Raw genomic sequence first — 15600 nt, 5'->3', positions numbered from 1 at the left:
CTTTACGTTTTCTTCACAATTGGAAAAGGTTGGGCCTTTAGCTTTGGGCCCGCGTTGCTCTAGGATCGGAGTTTCCAAGGCAACCTTTCGAGTCCCGATGAGCAGTGACAGATCCGAGCCGCCCCCGGCCCTTGTGCCGGGTGCGGCTGACACCCCCTCCCGCCTTATCCCCTCCGTGGCCGTTCGGCCCCTTCAGACGGAGGTCCGCTGCTGATGGAATGGATCGCCGATCCCACCGCCTGGTTGGGACTGCTCACCCTGATCGTCCTGGAAATCGTCCTGGGCATCGACAACCTGGTCTTCATCGCCATCCTCGCCGACAAGCTGCCGCCCGCGCAGCGGGACAAGGCGCGGGTGATCGGCCTGTCGCTGGCGCTGATCATGCGCCTGGGCCTGCTGGCCAGCATCTCCTGGATGGTGACCCTCACCGAACCGCTGTTCGAGGTGTTCGGCAAGGCCTTCTCCGGCCGGGACCTCATCATGCTGTTCGGCGGTATCTTCCTGCTGTTCAAGGCCACCACCGAGTTGCACGAACGCATCGAGGGCCACACCCACAAGACCGGTGGCAATCGTGCCTACGCGGCCTTCTGGCCGGTGGTCGCGCAGATCGTGGTGCTCGACGCCGTGTTCTCGCTGGACGCCGTCATCACCGCCGTGGGCATGGTCGAGCACCTGAGCGTGATGATGATCGCCGTGATCATCTCCATCGGTCTGATGCTGGTGGCGAGCAAGCCGCTGACCGCCTTCGTCAACGCCCACCCCACGGTGATCATGCTGTGCCTGGGTTTCCTGATGATGATCGGTCTGAGCCTGACCGCCGAAGGCCTGGGCTTCCACATTCCCAAGGGCTATCTCTATGCCGCCATCGGCTTCTCGATCCTCATCGAGCTGGCCAACCAGGTGGTGCGCTGGAAGCGCAAGCGTCAGTTGAACGAGCGTCTCGGCATGCGCGAGCGGACCTCCCAGGCCGTGTTGCGCCTGCTGGGCGGTCGCCTGCGCGAAGACGAGATGGACGAGGACATCGCCGAGCTGATGGAAGGCGAGAAGGGCGAAGGCCCGGTCTTCGATCGCCGCGAGCGCCTGATGATCAGTGGCGTGCTGCAGCTGGGCGAGCGCCCGGTGCGCACGGTGATGACCGCCCGCGCCGACGTCGACATCCTCGATGCCGACGCCGACCCGGAGCGCTTGCGTGAACAGTTGCTGGCCTCGGCCCACTCGCGCTTGCCGCTGGTGGTGAACGGCAACATCGACGAACCCCTCGGCTACGTGCACAAGAAGGAGCTGTTCACCGACATCCTGCAGGGCCAGACCCCCGACCTGCGCAATCGCGTGCGTACGCCCATCCACCTGCCGGCCCAGGCCACGGTGCTCGGCGCCCTGGAGCAACTGCGCGCCGCCTCGACCCACGTGGCCTTCGTGGTCAACGAATTCGGTGGTTTCGAAGGCCTGCTGACCTTGACCGACATCCTCGAGGCCATCGCCGGTGAGCTACCGGACGCCAGCGAAGACAGCCTGCCGGAGCTGGAGAAGGTGGAGAACGGCTATCGCGCCAGCGGTGGCCTGACGCTGCATCCCCTGGCCCAGCGCACCGGCTTCCAGATCGCGGAAAACGAGGATTATCAGACCCTTGGCGGCCTGGTGGTGGACCTGCTGGGACGCCTGCCGGTGGTCGGCGATCGCCTGGAATACCAGGGCTGGCAATTGACGGTGGAGTCGGTCAAGGGTCGGCGGATCGGCTGGATCCGCCTGGAGCGACCCGCCTCCTAGCGAAGCGGGTTCGACGCGGACATTACAGCGGGTTGATCGGCGGCTCCTGCTTCACTACGGGGGCCGCGGGCGCCTGGCTGTTCTGTTCTTTCAGCAGATCACGGATCTCGGTCAGCAGCACCTGATCCTTGGTCGGGCCGGACGGTGCGGACTCCTGATGCAGGCGCAGGCGGTTGAGCACCTTGATCGCCATGAAGATGGCGAAGGCGATGATCACGAAGTCGAAGATGGTCTGCAGGAACTTGCCGTAGGACATGACCACGGCCGGCTGGTCACCCACGGCGGCCCTCAGGGTGATCGCCAGTTGCGAGAAGTCCACGCCCCCCAGCAACAGGCCCAGCGGCGGCGTGATGATGTCGGCCACGAAGGACGACACGATCTTGCCGAAAGCCGCGCCCAGGATGATGCCGACCGCCAGGTCGACCACGTTGCCTCTCATGGCGAATTTCTTGAACTCGGCAATGATGCTCATGCTGCACTCCTTTGGATGATTTCGAAGAGACGATAGACGATTGTGCTCGCTTCGCTCGGGTTTGGAACCCCGCGGACGGTCCGGAGGTTCCCTGGCGGCGGCAAATCGCCGCGAAATCGGCAGCTGGTCGTGGCTGTCGCACTTTGTCGAAAGGGCCGGGTCCACCCTGTACGCCGAGGGCTGCAACCCTCGCGACCTCCAACTCTCGCCCCAAGGAGCCCCCGATGGTTGCCAAACACGACCTGCACAAAGACTTTCCCGAATATGCCGAGCAGCTGGACAGCCGTCCCCAGACCGATGCGGCCTTCGCCAAGCTGCTGGAGGACTATGCGAAGCTCGACCAGCAGATCCTCGATCTGGAGGAGGTGGAAGAGTCCAGCGGCGACGAGGAACTGGGTCGCCTGCGTCGCGAACGGGTCCTGCTCAAGGACAAGATCGCTCAGCAACTGAAATACCCGTCCTAGCCATGCCGGGCTCGGCCCGTGGTGCCGAGCCCACGCCAATGCGATTGGCAAGGGCCGCCGGCGTTGCCATCCTGGCCTCCCGGGAGAGGAGCCGATGACCGACGAAGTGGCGATGTACCAGCAGTGGCATCTGTGGATAACCGAGGCGGCCGTGGAAACCCAGCGCCGTCGCGTACAGCTCGAATTCGCCGAATACAGCCGGTTGCTGGCCGACCTGCAACTGCTCGAACAGCAACGCTGGCAGCAGGCGTTGCCCGCCTGGTTGCGCGGCGAGGCGGAAATGGTATCGACGCTCAAGCACTAGCGCCCGATCCGCGAACCTCCCTAGCAGAGCCTGATGACAGGGCGCTGAACGACCAGCGGTGCCCGGCGGTCAATGGGTTACCCCAGGCTGCTTTCATGGGGTGAGCGAGGTTTATCCGGCCTACCTGGCCCTCCCAATGAGGATGTCCCCATGAAGCGTACCGCCCTGATCGCCCTGATGATGTTCGCCGCTGCACCTGTGTTCGCCAAGGATCTGTGTGCGGTTCAGCTGCAGAAGCTGGACGATGCCAGCAAGATGAAGACCAACATGATCGGCCCGGGCAGTTCCCAGGCCCAACAGATCGCCAGTTTCCGCAAGAACGCCGTGGAGGCGCAGAAGGCCGGTGACGAGAAGAAGTGCATCGCTCAGGCCAACCAGGCCCTGACCATGCTGCGTCAGCCGGGTGGCGAGGGCAACTAAGGCTCAAGCCCGCTATTCAGAGAGGCGCGCTCCCCCTCAGGATCGCGCCTTTTTACTGTCTATGCATCCAGTCGTGTTATGCTGGGAATCTTCCCTTCTCGACTGGAGAATTCCGCCATGGCCAAGGCCAAGCGTCTCTACGGCTGTACCGAATGCGGCGCCACCTTTCCCAAGTGGGCGGGCCAGTGTGGCGAGTGCGGTGCCTGGAACACCCTGGTGGAAACCGTCGTCGAGACCTCAGCTGTCCCTTCCGGTCGCGCCGGTTGGGCCGGGGCGCAGGCGACCATCAAGACCCTGGCCGAGGTCAGCGTCGAGGAAACCCCGCGCTTCACCACCGATTCCACCGAGCTCGATCGGGTGCTGGGTGGTGGCCTGGTGGATGGCTCCGTGGTGCTGATCGGTGGCGATCCCGGCATCGGCAAGTCCACCATCCTGCTGCAGACGCTCTGCCACCTGGCCGCGCGCATGCCGGCGCTCTATGTCACCGGCGAGGAGTCCCAGCAGCAGGTGGCCATGCGTGCCCGCCGCCTGGGTCTGCCGGAAGACAAGCTCAAGGTCATGACCGAGACCTGCATCGAGACCATCGTCGCCACCGCCCGCCAGGAAAAACCGCGGGTCATGGTGATCGACTCCATCCAGACCATCTTCACCGAGCAGCTGCAATCCGCCCCCGGCGGCGTGGCCCAGGTACGTGAGAGCGCGGCCCTGCTGGTGCGTTTCGCCAAGCAGACCGGCACCGCCATTTTCCTAGTCGGCCACGTCACCAAGGAAGGCGCCCTGGCCGGACCGCGGGTGCTGGAGCACATGGTCGACACCGTGCTCTATTTCGAGGGCGAATCGGACGGCCGTCTGCGCATGCTGCGAGCGGTCAAGAACCGCTTCGGCGCGGTCAACGAACTGGGCGTGTTCGGCATGACCGACAAGGGCCTCAAGGAGGTCTCCAATCCCTCGGCGATCTTTCTCAACCGTGCCCAGGAGGCAGTGGCCGGCAGCGTGGTCATGGCGACCTGGGAAGGCTCGCGGCCCATGCTGGTGGAGGTGCAGGCGCTGGTGGACACCAGTCACCTGGCCAACCCGCGTCGGGTCACCGTGGGCCTGGACCAGAATCGCCTGGCCATGCTGCTGGCGGTGCTGCATCGCCACGGCAGCATCCCCACCTACGACCAGGACGTCTTCATCAACGTGGTCGGCGGGGTCAAGGTGCTGGAGACGGCGGTGGACCTGGCGCTGATGTCGGCGGTGATCTCCAGCCTCAGGGACCGTGCCCTGCCGCACGACCTGCTGGTGTTCGGCGAGATCGGCCTGTCCGGCGAGATCCGCCCGGTGCCCAGTGGCCAGGAACGCCTCAAGGAAGCGGCCAAGCATGGCTTCAAGCGCGCCATCGTACCCAAGGGCAATGCGCCCAAGGATCCGCCACCCGGTCTACAGGTGGTGGCCGTGACCCGCCTGGAGCAGGCGCTGGATGCGCTGTTCGAATAGCCTGGAGCGGCTTTTGTAATATTTTTTAAAACTCTCGGCGGGGCAGGGTGGTCTATCAGGCGCTTCCACGAACCCGGATACCCGCCATGTCTCGTCTGCTCCCGCTTTCCCTGTTCCTTGCCGGCCTTGCCACCAGTGCCCTCGTCCAGGCCGCCGATCCCAGCAGCTCCGCGCCGGCCAGTCTGGAGGTGGATCAGCTGGAGTGGCAGCATGCCGACGAAGGCAGTGTCTTCAACTGGGATCTGGAAGGCTGGGCCTTGGGCGGCGGCGCCAACCGCCTGGATTTCCGCAGCCAGGGCGAGCGGACCAACGGCCACACCGAGCAGGCCGAGGTGCAGGCGCTCTGGGGGCACGCCCTGACCAAGGGCTGGGGCAGCGTGGCCGGCATCCGCCAGGATTTCAAACCTGGCTCGCCGCAGACCTGGGCCGCCCTGGGCATCCAGGAACACGATCCCGAGGATCTCGACATCGAGATCACCGCCTTCTTCGGCGAGAACAACCAGACCGCCCTGCGCCTGGAAGCCGAATACGACTGGGCCCTGACCCAGCGGCTGATTCTCCAGCCCCACACCGAACTCAACGTCTACGGCCGCAACGACGAGTCCCGCGGCCAGGGCGCCGGTTTCGCCGAAAGCGAAGCCGGGCTGCGCCTGAGATACCAGGTGACCCCGGAGGTCGCACCCTATGTCGGGGTGTCCTGGAACGCCACCCACGGCAATACCGCCGCCATGGCGCGGGAAGAGGGCGAAGACACCCACGACGCCCGCCTGGTGGTGGGTCTGCACCTGGAGTTCTAAGCCCCGTTGGGCTTCGCTGCGCGACGAGGCTGATTTAGCCGTAGGTTGGGTTGAGACGGCTTCTTCGTCGAAGCGCAGCAGGCGGATTCAGCCTCAAGCCCTCGTTGGGCTTCGCTTTGGCTCGAGCCAACCGGCCAAGACCTCGCTCAGGGCGTGCCCAGCGCCGCCAGTTCGCGTTCCAGCAGGGTCTCGTCGCCCAGGTTCAGCTCCACCAGGCGGCGCAGGTGGCTGATGGAATCCAGGTCGATCTGGCGGCAGGCGAAGGCCAGCTGCTCGGGGGTTTCCCGCACCAGCTCCACGTCCATGCTCACCTGGGCCTCGTCATTGAGCAGGATGCGCAGCTCATAGGCGGCGCTTGGCTGGGCCGACCAGTCGGCGGGCCGCGCCAGCAACACGCCCTTGAGCGAGATGTCGTCCACGGGCGCTGCCCACTGGTGTTCACCCTGGTGCAACTGCGCAGGGGCATCGAAGGTGAAACGGGTAAAGCGGCGACGCTCGTTGGTGTCGTTCATGGAAAGGCTTCCTGAGGTTTCCTGATCACTGTAGACGACCGTGGCCGTCCCGTATCGACTGCGCCTGGAAGGGTAGCCGGCTGCGGCCAGCGGAGCCACAACGAGAGGGCTCATTGGTCGTCAGGGTGCGAGCAGTGGCCTTTGGTCAGGCATTGGACGTGCCCTCGGGGCGCCAGCCGTACTCACGCGCATGGCGGACCAAGTCGGCCGGCTTCTGGATGTCCAGCTTGCGGCGGATGCTCAGGCGATGGGTCTCCACCGTGCGCACGCTGAGCCCCAGTTGCTGGGCCATGGTCTTGTTGTTGAGGCCCTGGGCCATCAGCAGCAGCACCTGGCGTTCCCGCGGGGTGAGGTCGCCCTCGCTGGCGCCCCCTTCGCCCAGGCGGGCGGCGATGGCGCTGCTGTAGAAGCGCCCGCCGACCGCCAGGGCTTCCACGGCGGCGATGATCTCCTCCGAGGGTGCATCCTTGAGCACATAGCCGGCCGCGCCGACCCGCAGCGAGGTGCTCACGTATTCGCGATTGTCGTACATGCTCAGGATCAGTACCCGGGCGCGGGGTGCGCGCTCGGCGATCAGGGCGGTCAGCTCCAGGCCGTTGATGTCCTTGAGGCCGATGTCCACCAACAGGATGTCCGGATCGAGGCGCGCCAGCAGTTCGAGGGCTTCCGCGCCGCTGCCGGCCTCGCCGACCACGACGAAGCGCTCGATGGTGCCCAGCAGCGCCCGCACGCCGGCGCGGACCAGGGCATGGTCGTCGACCAGGAGGATGCGGATGGGCGTCATGTCGGGCTTTCCTCGTCGGCCGGGAGGTCCGAGCGTAGCAGAACCACGTCGAGGGTCGTGCCGCCGGGCCCGGACTGGATGGCGCAGCGACCGCCGAACAGCTCCACCCGCTCGCGGATGTTGCGCAGGCCGATGCCGCCGCTGAGGCGCTCCACCTGGCCGGTATCGAAGCCGCGGCCGTCATCGTGCACGGTCAGGCAGATCCAGCGACCGCGCCGCTGCAGGTCGATGACCACCCGCCGGGCCGCGGCATGGCGTTCGATATTGGTCAGGGCCTCCTGGACGATGCGAAACAGGGCGACGTCCATGTCGCCGCCGGCGGGGCTGTCGTCCAGGGTCTGCCGATAGTCCACGTCCAGGTCGCTGCGCTGGCGGAATTCCTCCACCAGCTGGCCGAGCGCGGCAGGCAGGCCGAGGGTGTCCAGCAGGGAAGGGTGCAGGTCGTGGGAGATGCGGCGGATCTCGCCGATGGCGGCGGCCAGGCGCTGGGTGCCCTTGCGCAGGGTCTCGCCGGCGCTGGGCTTGCCCGCGCCCAGTTCGCGGCTGGCCAGTTCGAACTGGAACTTGATGGACACCAGCAACTGGCTGATGCCGTCGTGCAACTCGCGTGACAGCCGCGATCTTTCCTCTTCCTGGGAGGTGATGAGTCTCTGGGTCAGCTGCTTGAGCTTGCGATCGGCCAGGCGGTGCTCGCTGACGTTGAGCGTCAGGCCACCGGCGAACACCAGCAGCACCGCCACCAGGGCCACCCCGGCGCTGGCCAGCAGGGTGGTGCGGATGCCGGCGGCCACGTCGTGGCGGACCTGGGCGAGGGCAGCGTCCACGTCGTCCAGGTAGAGGCCGGTGCCCAGCACCCAGCCCCAGCGTTGCAGCTGGGTCACGTAGGCGAGCTTTTCCGCCATCTGCCCGCTGGAGGGCTTCTGCCAGCCATAGCGCTGGAAGCCATCGCCTTCGCGGGCGCTCCTGAGCAGCGCCTGGATCACCAGCAGGCCGGTACCGTCGGTCAGTTGCCAGAGATCCCGGCCGACCAGTTCGGGCTGGCGCGGATGCATGAGATTGCGACCATGCTGGTCGTAGACGAAGAAATAACCGTCGCTGCCGAAATTCAGACTGGCCAGCAGCGCCAGTACCCTGGCCTTGGTGTCCTCGTCGTCGCGACCGCTGCCGTACAGCGGCTGGATGGCACTGACGCCCATCTCCACATAGTTGCGCAACTCGGCCTTCTTGCTGCCGAGAATGCTGTGTTCGAGCAGCCGTGCCTGCTGCTCGCCCAGCCGCTGGCTCTGTTCCAGTACCACCAGGCAGACCGCGGCCACCGCCAGCAGCAAAGGCAGCAGTCCGAGGGCGACCATCTTGTATTTGAGCTGCATCGGCACCTGTCCGGACTGCCCGCTACGTAGAACTACGTAGCGGGCCTTGGGTAGTTCTGCGAATTTCGCTGTCGCGTCGAGCCGCCGATAGTAATATGGCTCCGCTGTGGGCTCTCACAATAACAAGTATCGCCGCGGCCACCGGTGCGCGGCAGGAGAACAAGCATGACCCGAATGGCCAGCCATCTTGCCTGGTTCGCCGTTGCCGTACTGGGCGCCTTCGCGCTGGGTACCGTGGCGCTGAGTCGAGGCGAAGCGATCAACGCCCTCTGGATCGTGGTCGCCGCCGTGGCGATCTACCTCGTTGCCTACCGCTACTACAGCCTGTTCATCGCCACCAAGGTGATGGGGCTCGACGCCAAAAGAGCCACGCCCGCCGTGCTCAACAACGACGGCCTGGACTACGTCCCCACCAACAAGCACATCCTCTTCGGCCACCACTTCGCCGCCATCGCCGGCGCCGGTCCGCTGGTGGGCCCCGTGCTCGCCGCCCAGATGGGCTATCTGCCCGGCACCCTCTGGCTGATCGCCGGGGTGGTCTTCGCCGGCGCGGTGCAGGACTTCGTGGTGCTGTTCCTCTCCACCCGCCGCAACGGGCGCTCCCTGGGCGACATGGTGCGCGAGGAGATGGGGCGCATCCCCGGCACCATCGCCCTGTTCGGCTGCTTCCTGATCATGATCATCATCCTCGCGGTGCTGGCGCTGATCGTGGTCAAGGCCTTGGCCGAGAGCCCCTGGGGCATGTTCACGGTGATCGCCACCCTGCCGATCGCCATGTTCATGGGCGTCTACATGAGATATATCCGCCCCGGTCGCATCGGCGAGATCTCGCTGGTCGGCGTGGTGCTGCTGCTGGCCTCCATCTGGGCGGGTGGCGTGGTCGCCGCCGATCCGGTCTGGGGTCCGGCCTTCACCTTCACCGGCGTGCAGATCACCTGGATGCTGATCGGCTACGGTTTCGTCGCCGCCGTGCTGCCGGTCTGGCTGGTGCTGGCGCCGCGTGACTACCTGTCCACCTTCCTCAAGATCGGCACCATCATCGCCCTGGCCATCGGCATCCTGGTGACCATGCCGCTGCTCAAGATGCCGGCCCTGACCCAGTTCGTCGACGGCACCGGCCCGGTGTGGAAGGGCACCCTGTTCCCCTTCCTGTTCATCACCATCGCCTGCGGCGCGGTCTCCGGCTTCCATGCCCTGATCAGCTCGGGCACCACGCCCAAGCTGATCGCCAAGGAAACCCATGCCCGCTACATCGGCTACGGTGCCATGCTGATGGAGTCCTTCGTCGCCATCATGGCCATGGTCGCCGCCTCGGTGATCGAGCCGGGCGTCTACTTCGCCATGAACAGCCCGGCCGCCGTGGTCGGTGCCGACGTGGTGTCGGTGGCCGCCAAGATCAGCACCTGGGGCTTCGTGGTGACGCCCGAGATGCTGCAGGCTACCGCTACCGAGATCGGCGAGCACACCATCCTGGCGCGTGCCGGTGGTGCCCCGACCCTGGCGGTGGGCATCGCCCAGATCATGCACAACGTGTTGCCGGGCGAGAACACCATGGCCTTCTGGTACCACTTCGCCATCCTGTTCGAGGCGCTGTTCATCCTCACCGCGGTGGACGCCGGTACCCGTGCCGGGCGCTTCATGCTGCAGGACCTGCTGGGCAGCTTCGTGCCGGCGCTGAAGCGCACCGACTCCTGGATCGCCAACGTCATCGGCACCGCCGGTTGCGTCGCCCTCTGGGGCTGGCTGCTGTACCAGGGCGTGGTCGATCCGCTGGGCGGCATCAACACCCTCTGGCCGCTGTTCGGCATCTCCAACCAGATGCTCGCCGGTATCGCCCTGATGCTGGGTTCCGTGGTCCTGATCAAGATGAAGCGCCAGCGCTATGTCTGGGTCACCCTGGTGCCGGCGGTGTGGCTGCTGATCTGCACCACCACCGCCAGCCTGATCAAGCTGTTCGATTCGAATCCGGCGGTCGGCTTCCTGGCCCTGGCCAAGAAATACAGCACCGCCATGGCCCAGGGGCAGGTGATCGCCCCAGCCAAGAGCATGGAACAGATGCAGCACATCGTCTTCAACGCCTACACCAACGCCACCCTGTCGGTGCTGTTCCTGGTGGTGGTGATGAGCATCCTGTTCTTTTCCATCAAGGTCGGTCGCGCCGCCCTGGCGAAGCCCGAGCGCAGCGACCGCGAAACCCCGTTCCAGCCGGCAACGGGCGTTTAAAGGAGAATCCTCATGTTCAATGACCTGGGTCGCATGGGTAAGTACCTGGGGCAGGCCGCCAAGATGCTGGTGGGCATGCCCGACTACGACACCTATGTCGAGCACATGCGCGGCAAGCATCCGGACCAGCCGGTGATGAGCTACGAAGCCTTCTTCCGCGAGCGCCAGGAAGCGCGCTACGGTGGCGGCAAGTCCGGCGCCATACGCTGCTGCTGACCCAGGGTCACCTCGGAGCCTGTTCACGATCTGCTGCGCGTCGGCCAAACGGCGTTGAAAATGCCTTGGAAGGCCAGCCACGTCGGCATGCTCATTTACCACTCGTAAACCCGAGCGCGGATCCGATCCGCTTCCTCAGGCATTTTCGCGGGGCCGCCCAGGCCTCGTTTGGCTCTCGCTCGCGAGATCGTGAACAGGTCCCAAGGCCGGGCTCCAAGCCCGGCCTCTTTCTGCCTGGAGTCTTTTCATGCGTGAACCTATCCCCGTCACCGTCCTGACCGGCTTTCTCGGCGCCGGCAAGACCACCCTGCTCAAGCACATTCTGCAGGCCGAGCACGGCCTCAGGATCGCCGTCATCGAAAACGAATTCAGCGCCCTCGACGTCGATGGCGAACTGCTCGAAGACGCCGGCGCCGTGCAGCTGATGAAGGTCGCCAACGGCTGCGTCTGCTGCACCGGCAGCAAGGACCTGGCCTATGCCCTGATCGTGCTGCTGGAGCGGCTGGACAGCGGTGAACTGGATTTCGAGCGGCTGGTGGTGGAATGCACCGGCCTGGCCGATCCCGGTCCGGTGGCCCAGACCTTCTTTACCGACGACCTCCTGCGCGAGCGCTATCTGCTCGATGGGGTGCTGACCCTGGTGGACGCCGTCCATGCCAGTGAGCAACTGAGCGATCCGCTGCTGCAGGCGCAGATCGGTTTCGCCGATCGCCTGCTGCTGACCAAGCTCGACCTGGCCGAGCCGGCCGCCGTCGAGGCGCTGGAGAATCGCCTGCAGCGCATCAATCGCCGTGCGCCCATCCGCCGTGTCGATCATGGCCGCATCGAGCTGGCCGAACTGCTGGACATCCGCGGCTTCAACCTGCACGACGAGGACCTGGCGCCACCGACGCTATTCCGTCCGCTGCGGCCGGTGCCGGAAGCCGTCAGCGTCACCGAACGCATCCAATCCATCGCCATCCGCGAGTCGCGCCCCTACGACCAGGACAAGATTGGCAAGGTGATGGAGATGCTGCTCGATACCCTCGGCTGCGACCTGCTGCGCTACAAGGGCCTGCTCAACATCGCTGGCGAAGAGCGCCGCCTGCTGTTCCAGGGTGTGCAGCAGATCTATGCCGCCGACTGGGAGCGTGACTGGCTGGCGGACGAGGAACGCGAGAGTCGCGTGGTGCTGATCGGCATGGACTTGCCGGAAGAACGCATCCGCGCTGCCTTCGAGCGGGCGGTGGCCAAGGCCTAGGGCCTATTCCGCGGCCTGGCCGGTGCGACTGGCCAGCCGCTCCAGGGCGGCCTTGAGCTTGGGGTCGCGGATCCCGGCCGCGACTTCGCGCAGGCTATCGGCGCCCACCTGACTGACCTGGCGCACCGGCCGGGCGCGGGTGGCGACGCCGGGATTCGGCTGCATCTTGAACTGCAGGCGCATCAAGCCGGCGAATTCCGGCGCCTGCTGCAGCAGTCTAAGCAGGCGGCGCTGCTGATAGCGCAACCGGGTCGCCCAGTGGGCGTCGTTGACCACCAGCAACAGGGTGCTCTCGCGCCAGCTGGCCACCCGGCAATGGGGGCGGGCGGCGGGTTGCAACTGCTCTTCCAGCAATTGTTGCAGCCGGCCCAGCCGCTCGGCCTCGCGAAACAGCGCCTTGAGCGGTTTGGCCTGGCGCAGCAGGGCGGCGGGAGCGACGGCGGAGAGAGGGCGAAAGGCCATGCGCAGGACTCGCGATGGGCGAAGAGGAGACGCCGATGGTAACAGATCGCTCTGGCGTCCTGGCGGCCGGGGGCCCGTCGTTCTTTCCTCATCGGCATTTCCGAGTAGAATGCCCGATTACCATTGCGGGACACCGCGGGTTTCAACCCCGCGCCCAGGCGTCTGGCCAGGCTCTGCAGAGGCCTTGCCGCCCGTTTCGCTCCCCTCATTCCAGCGGAAGAATTCCAGTCGATATGTTTGCGCCTTTGTTGAAGAAATTCTTTGGAAGCAAGAACGAACGAGATGTCAAACGCCTAGGCAAGGTCGTGGTGGCCACCAATGCGTTGGAATCCCAGATTGCCTCCCTGAGCGACGAGCAACTGCGCGCCAAGACCGAGGAATTCAAGCAGCGCGTCGCCCAGGGCGAGTCCCTCGACGTGCTGATGCCCGAGGCCTTCGCCGTGGTCCGCGAGGCCGGCAAGCGGGTCATGGGCATGCGCCACTTCGACGTCCAGCTGATCGGCGGCGCCGCGCTGCACGAAGGCAAGATCGCCGAGATGCGTACCGGTGAGGGCAAGACCCTGGTGGGCACCCTGCCGGTCTATCTCAACGCACTGTCCGGCAAGGGCGTCCACGTGGTCACGGTGAACGACTACCTGGCCCGCCGCGATGCCAACTGGATGCGGCCGCTGTACGAATTCCTCGGCCTGTCGGTCGGCATCATCCTGCCGTTCCAGCCGCCGGAAGAGAAACGCGCCGCCTATGCCTCGGACATCACCTACGGCACCAACAACGAATTCGGCTTCGACTACCTGCGCGACAACATGGCCTTCAGCATGGCCGAGAAGTATCAGCGTGAGCTGAACTTCGCGGTGGTCGACGAGGTGGACTCCATCCTCATCGACGAAGCCCGGACCCCGCTGATCATCTCCGGCCAGGCCGAAGACAGCTCCGAGCTCTACCAGAAGATCAACCTGCTGATCCCGCGTCTGCAGCAGCACATCGAGGAAGAGGAAGGCAATCCGACCCAGGTCGGCCACTACACCATCGATGAAAAGACCCGCCAGGTGGAGATCACCGAGCTGGGTCACCAGTTCATCGAGGAGATGCTCACCGAAGCCGGACTGCTGGCCGAGGGCGAGAGCCTCTACTCCGCGCACAACCTGGGCCTCTTGACCCACGTGTTCGCCGGCCTGCGTGCCCACACCCTGTTCCATCGCAACGTCGAGTACATCGTCCAGCAGGACCAGGTGCTGCTGATCGACGAGCACACCGGTCGGACCATGCCGGGCCGTCGCCTCTCCGAGGGCCTGCACCAGGCCATCGAGGCCAAGGAAGGACTGCCGATCCAGCCCGAGAGCCAGACCCTGGCCTCGACCACCTTCCAGAACTACTTCCGCCTCTACAACAAACTCGGTGGCATGACCGGCACCGCCGACACCGAGGCCTTCGAATTCCGCCAGATCTACAACCTCGACGTGCTGGTCATCCCGACCCACCGCGAGATCGCCCGTAAGGACTTCAACGACCTGGTCTATCTGACCCAGGCCGAGAAGTACCAGGCCATCATCGAGGACGTGAAGCAGTGCCAGGCCGAAGGCCGTCCGGTGCTGGTGGGTACCGCCTCCATCGAGAGCTCCGAGTACGTCGACCAGTTGCTGACCCAGGCCGGCATCGAGCACAAGGTGCTCAACGCCAAGTACCACGAACGGGAAGCCGAGATCATCGCCCAGGCCGGCCGTCCGGGCGCCGTGACCATCGCCACCAACATGGCCGGTCGCGGTACCGACATCCTGCTCGGCGGCAACTGGGAAGTGGAAGTCGCGGCCCTGGAGAATCCCACCGAAGAGCAGATCGCCGCGATCAAGGCCGCCTGGCAGGTGCGCCACAAGCAGGTCATCGATGCCGGCGGCCTGCACGTGATCGCCTCCGAGCGTCACGAATCCCGCCGGATCGACAACCAGCTGCGCGGCCGTGCCGGTCGCCAGGGCGACCCGGGTTCCAGCCGCTTCTACCTGTCGCTGGAAGACAGCCTGATGCGCATCTTCGCCTCCGACCGGGTGAAGAACTTCATGAAGGCCCTGGGCATGCAGGGCGGCGAGGCCATCGAGCACCGCATGGTCACCAACGCCATCGAAAAGGCGCAGCGCAAGGTCGAGGGTCGCAACTTCGACATCCGCAAGCAGCTGCTGGAATACGATGACGTGGCCAACGAGCAGCGCAAGGTGATCTATCACATGCGCGATACCCTGCTGGCCAACGAAGACGTGGGCGACACCATCAAGGGCTTCCGCGAGGAGACCCTGACCCAGGTGATCAACGAGCACATCCCGCCGCAATCGCTGCCCGAGCAGTGGGACGTGCCCGGCCTGGAAGCCGAGATCTACAGCATCTTCGGTCTGCAACTGCCCATCGGCCAGTGGCTGGACGAAGACGACAAGCTGTACGAGGACACCCTGCGGGTGAAGATCCTCGAACAGCTCGAAGCGGCCTACATGGAAAAGGAAGACATGGCCGGGCGCGAGGCCCTGCGCAACTTCGAGAAGCAGATGCTGCTGCGGGTGGTCGACGACCTCTGGAAGGACCACCTCACCACCATGGACCATCTGCGCCACGGCATCCATCTGCGCGGCTACGCCCAGAAGAATCCCAAGCAGGAATACAAGCGCGAGTCCTTCACCCTGTTCCAGGAACTGCTGGACAGCATCAAGCGCGATACCATCCGTGTCCTGTCCCACGTCCAGGTGCGCCGCGAGGATCCGGCCGAGGAAGAGGAGCGCATGCGCCGCGAGGCCGAGGCCCTGGCCGAGCGCATGCAGTTCCAGCACGCCGAGGCGCCTTCGCTGGTCGACCCCGAGGTGCTCGAGGACGAGCAGGGCGAAGACACCGTGGTGCCCTTGCAGCCCCAGCGCAATGACCAGAAGATCGGTCGCAACGAGCCGTGCCCCTGCGGTTCCGGCAAGAAGTACAAGCAGTGCCACGGCAAGCTCGACTGAGGGCCTGCCGAGGCAGCCGGGCGACGGCAGCCTGTCGGCATAGCTGCCGACAGGCTGTAAAATCCACCCGCTAGGCTGTCTGCGCCCCTTGCCCAGGCTGGGCGAGGCGGGCGCG

15 protein-coding genes are annotated in these 15600 nt (G+C 65.5%); 10 read left to right on the top strand and 5 right to left on the bottom strand.

What is annotated here, in order from left to right; translation table 11 throughout:
* Positions 1-213: 213 nt before the first annotated feature.
* The gene (locus tag RCF34_RS19405) at positions 214-1767 is read left to right on the top strand and encodes a TerC family protein (RefSeq protein WP_308709647.1); all 1554 of its coding nucleotides are present in this window, start codon (positions 214-216) and stop codon (positions 1765-1767) included.
* A 22-nt stretch (positions 1768-1789) separates the two neighbouring features.
* On the opposite strand, the gene mscL is transcribed toward RCF34_RS19405, so the two are convergent.
* On the bottom strand, positions 1790-2239 hold the full coding sequence (gene mscL, locus RCF34_RS19400) for a large-conductance mechanosensitive channel protein MscL (protein ID WP_308709646.1): 450 nt from the start codon (positions 2237-2239) through the stop codon (positions 1790-1792).
* Between the two features lie 224 nt (positions 2240-2463).
* On the opposite strand from mscL, the gene RCF34_RS19395 reads away from it, so the two are divergent.
* From RCF34_RS19395 to RCF34_RS19375, 5 genes are all read left to right on the top strand, one after another.
* Positions 2464-2703, top strand: a complete 240-nt coding sequence (locus tag RCF34_RS19395) for a YdcH family protein (protein ID WP_007162691.1) — start codon at positions 2464-2466, stop codon at positions 2701-2703.
* Positions 2704-2797: 94 nt separating this feature from the next.
* Positions 2798-3007, top strand: coding sequence for a hypothetical protein (locus RCF34_RS19390; RefSeq protein WP_308709645.1), 210 nt, complete (start codon positions 2798-2800; stop codon positions 3005-3007).
* 150 nt (positions 3008-3157) lie between these two features.
* Entirely contained in the window at positions 3158-3427 is a 270-nt protein-coding gene (locus RCF34_RS19385; RefSeq protein WP_308709644.1) for a hypothetical protein, read from the top strand.
* 117 nt (positions 3428-3544) lie between these two features.
* Positions 3545-4906, top strand: a complete 1362-nt coding sequence (radA, locus tag RCF34_RS19380; protein ID WP_017639095.1) for a DNA repair protein RadA — start codon at positions 3545-3547, stop codon at positions 4904-4906.
* Between the two features lie 86 nt (positions 4907-4992).
* Positions 4993-5703, top strand: a complete 711-nt coding sequence (locus tag RCF34_RS19375; protein WP_308709643.1) for a copper resistance protein B — start codon at positions 4993-4995, stop codon at positions 5701-5703.
* Positions 5704-5849: 146 nt separating this feature from the next.
* On the opposite strand, the gene RCF34_RS19370 is transcribed toward RCF34_RS19375, so the two are convergent.
* The 3 genes from RCF34_RS19370 to RCF34_RS19360 all read right to left on the bottom strand — a co-directional run bounded on the left by RCF34_RS19370 (position 5850) and on the right by RCF34_RS19360 (position 8369).
* Positions 5850-6215, bottom strand: coding sequence for a PilZ domain-containing protein (locus RCF34_RS19370; RefSeq protein ID WP_308709642.1), 366 nt, complete (start codon positions 6213-6215; stop codon positions 5850-5852).
* Between the two features lie 145 nt (positions 6216-6360).
* Complete coding sequence (locus RCF34_RS19365) at positions 6361-6999, bottom strand: response regulator transcription factor (RefSeq protein ID WP_308709641.1); 639 nt, start codon at positions 6997-6999, stop codon at positions 6361-6363.
* Positions 6996-8369 (bottom strand): cache domain-containing protein, encoded by a 1374-nt coding sequence (locus RCF34_RS19360; protein WP_308709640.1) that lies wholly within the window; start codon positions 8367-8369, stop codon positions 6996-6998. The genes RCF34_RS19365 and RCF34_RS19360 overlap by 4 nt, the downstream gene beginning before the upstream one ends.
* Before the next feature lie 165 nt (positions 8370-8534).
* Here RCF34_RS19360 and RCF34_RS19355 point away from each other — a divergent pair, with 165 nt between their 5' ends.
* The 3 genes from RCF34_RS19355 to yjiA all read left to right on the top strand — a co-directional run bounded on the left by RCF34_RS19355 (position 8535) and on the right by yjiA (position 12048).
* Positions 8535-10592, top strand: coding sequence for a carbon starvation CstA family protein (locus RCF34_RS19355; RefSeq protein WP_308709639.1), 2058 nt, complete (start codon positions 8535-8537; stop codon positions 10590-10592).
* Between the two features lie 12 nt (positions 10593-10604).
* Positions 10605-10808, top strand: a complete 204-nt coding sequence (locus tag RCF34_RS19350; protein WP_007162682.1) for a YbdD/YjiX family protein — start codon at positions 10605-10607, stop codon at positions 10806-10808.
* A 247-nt stretch (positions 10809-11055) separates the two neighbouring features.
* Positions 11056-12048, top strand: a complete 993-nt coding sequence (gene yjiA / locus RCF34_RS19345; RefSeq protein ID WP_308709638.1) for a GTPase — start codon at positions 11056-11058, stop codon at positions 12046-12048.
* A gap of 3 nt (positions 12049-12051) precedes the next feature.
* On the opposite strand, the gene RCF34_RS19340 is transcribed toward yjiA, so the two are convergent.
* Positions 12052-12510, bottom strand: a complete 459-nt coding sequence (locus RCF34_RS19340; protein WP_308709637.1) for a DciA family protein — start codon at positions 12508-12510, stop codon at positions 12052-12054.
* A 233-nt stretch (positions 12511-12743) separates the two neighbouring features.
* Between RCF34_RS19340 and secA the strand changes: the two genes are divergently transcribed.
* Positions 12744-15485, top strand: a complete 2742-nt coding sequence (gene secA, locus RCF34_RS19335) for a preprotein translocase subunit SecA (RefSeq protein WP_308709636.1) — start codon at positions 12744-12746, stop codon at positions 15483-15485.
* Positions 15486-15600: the final 115 nt, after the last annotated feature.

This window comes from Pseudomonas sp. 102515, from assembly GCF_031085165.1.
Classification (GTDB): Bacteria; Pseudomonadota; Gammaproteobacteria; order Pseudomonadales; family Pseudomonadaceae; genus Chryseomonas.
This window is presented reverse-complemented; position numbering and strand designations above follow the sequence as displayed.

Bases quoted from the DNA above. Each gene is read 5' to 3' on its own strand.
- RCF34_RS19395 (WP_007162691.1), top strand. From the start codon at position 2,464: ATGGTTGCCAAACACGACCTGCACAAAGACTTTCCCGAATATGCCGAG.
- RCF34_RS19340 (WP_308709637.1), bottom strand. From the start codon at position 12,510: ATGGCCTTTCGCCCTCTCTCCGCCGTCGCTCCCGCCGCCCTGCTGCGC.
- radA (WP_017639095.1), top strand. From the start codon at position 3,545: ATGGCCAAGGCCAAGCGTCTCTACGGCTGTACCGAATGCGGCGCCACC.
- mscL (WP_308709646.1), bottom strand. From the start codon at position 2,239: ATGAGCATCATTGCCGAGTTCAAGAAATTCGCCATGAGAGGCAACGTG.
- RCF34_RS19390 (WP_308709645.1), top strand. From the start codon at position 2,798: ATGACCGACGAAGTGGCGATGTACCAGCAGTGGCATCTGTGGATAACC.
- RCF34_RS19385 (WP_308709644.1), top strand. From the start codon at position 3,158: ATGAAGCGTACCGCCCTGATCGCCCTGATGATGTTCGCCGCTGCACCT.
- RCF34_RS19360 (WP_308709640.1), bottom strand. From the start codon at position 8,369: ATGCAGCTCAAATACAAGATGGTCGCCCTCGGACTGCTGCCTTTGCTG.
- RCF34_RS19350 (WP_007162682.1), top strand. From the start codon at position 10,605: ATGTTCAATGACCTGGGTCGCATGGGTAAGTACCTGGGGCAGGCCGCC.
- RCF34_RS19365 (WP_308709641.1), bottom strand. From the start codon at position 6,999: ATGACGCCCATCCGCATCCTCCTGGTCGACGACCATGCCCTGGTCCGC.
- RCF34_RS19370 (WP_308709642.1), bottom strand. From the start codon at position 6,215: ATGAACGACACCAACGAGCGTCGCCGCTTTACCCGTTTCACCTTCGAT.
- RCF34_RS19355 (WP_308709639.1), top strand. From the start codon at position 8,535: ATGACCCGAATGGCCAGCCATCTTGCCTGGTTCGCCGTTGCCGTACTG.
- RCF34_RS19375 (WP_308709643.1), top strand. From the start codon at position 4,993: ATGTCTCGTCTGCTCCCGCTTTCCCTGTTCCTTGCCGGCCTTGCCACC.
- secA (WP_308709636.1), top strand. From the start codon at position 12,744: ATGTTTGCGCCTTTGTTGAAGAAATTCTTTGGAAGCAAGAACGAACGA.
- RCF34_RS19405 (WP_308709647.1), top strand. From the start codon at position 214: ATGGAATGGATCGCCGATCCCACCGCCTGGTTGGGACTGCTCACCCTG.
- yjiA (WP_308709638.1), top strand. From the start codon at position 11,056: ATGCGTGAACCTATCCCCGTCACCGTCCTGACCGGCTTTCTCGGCGCC.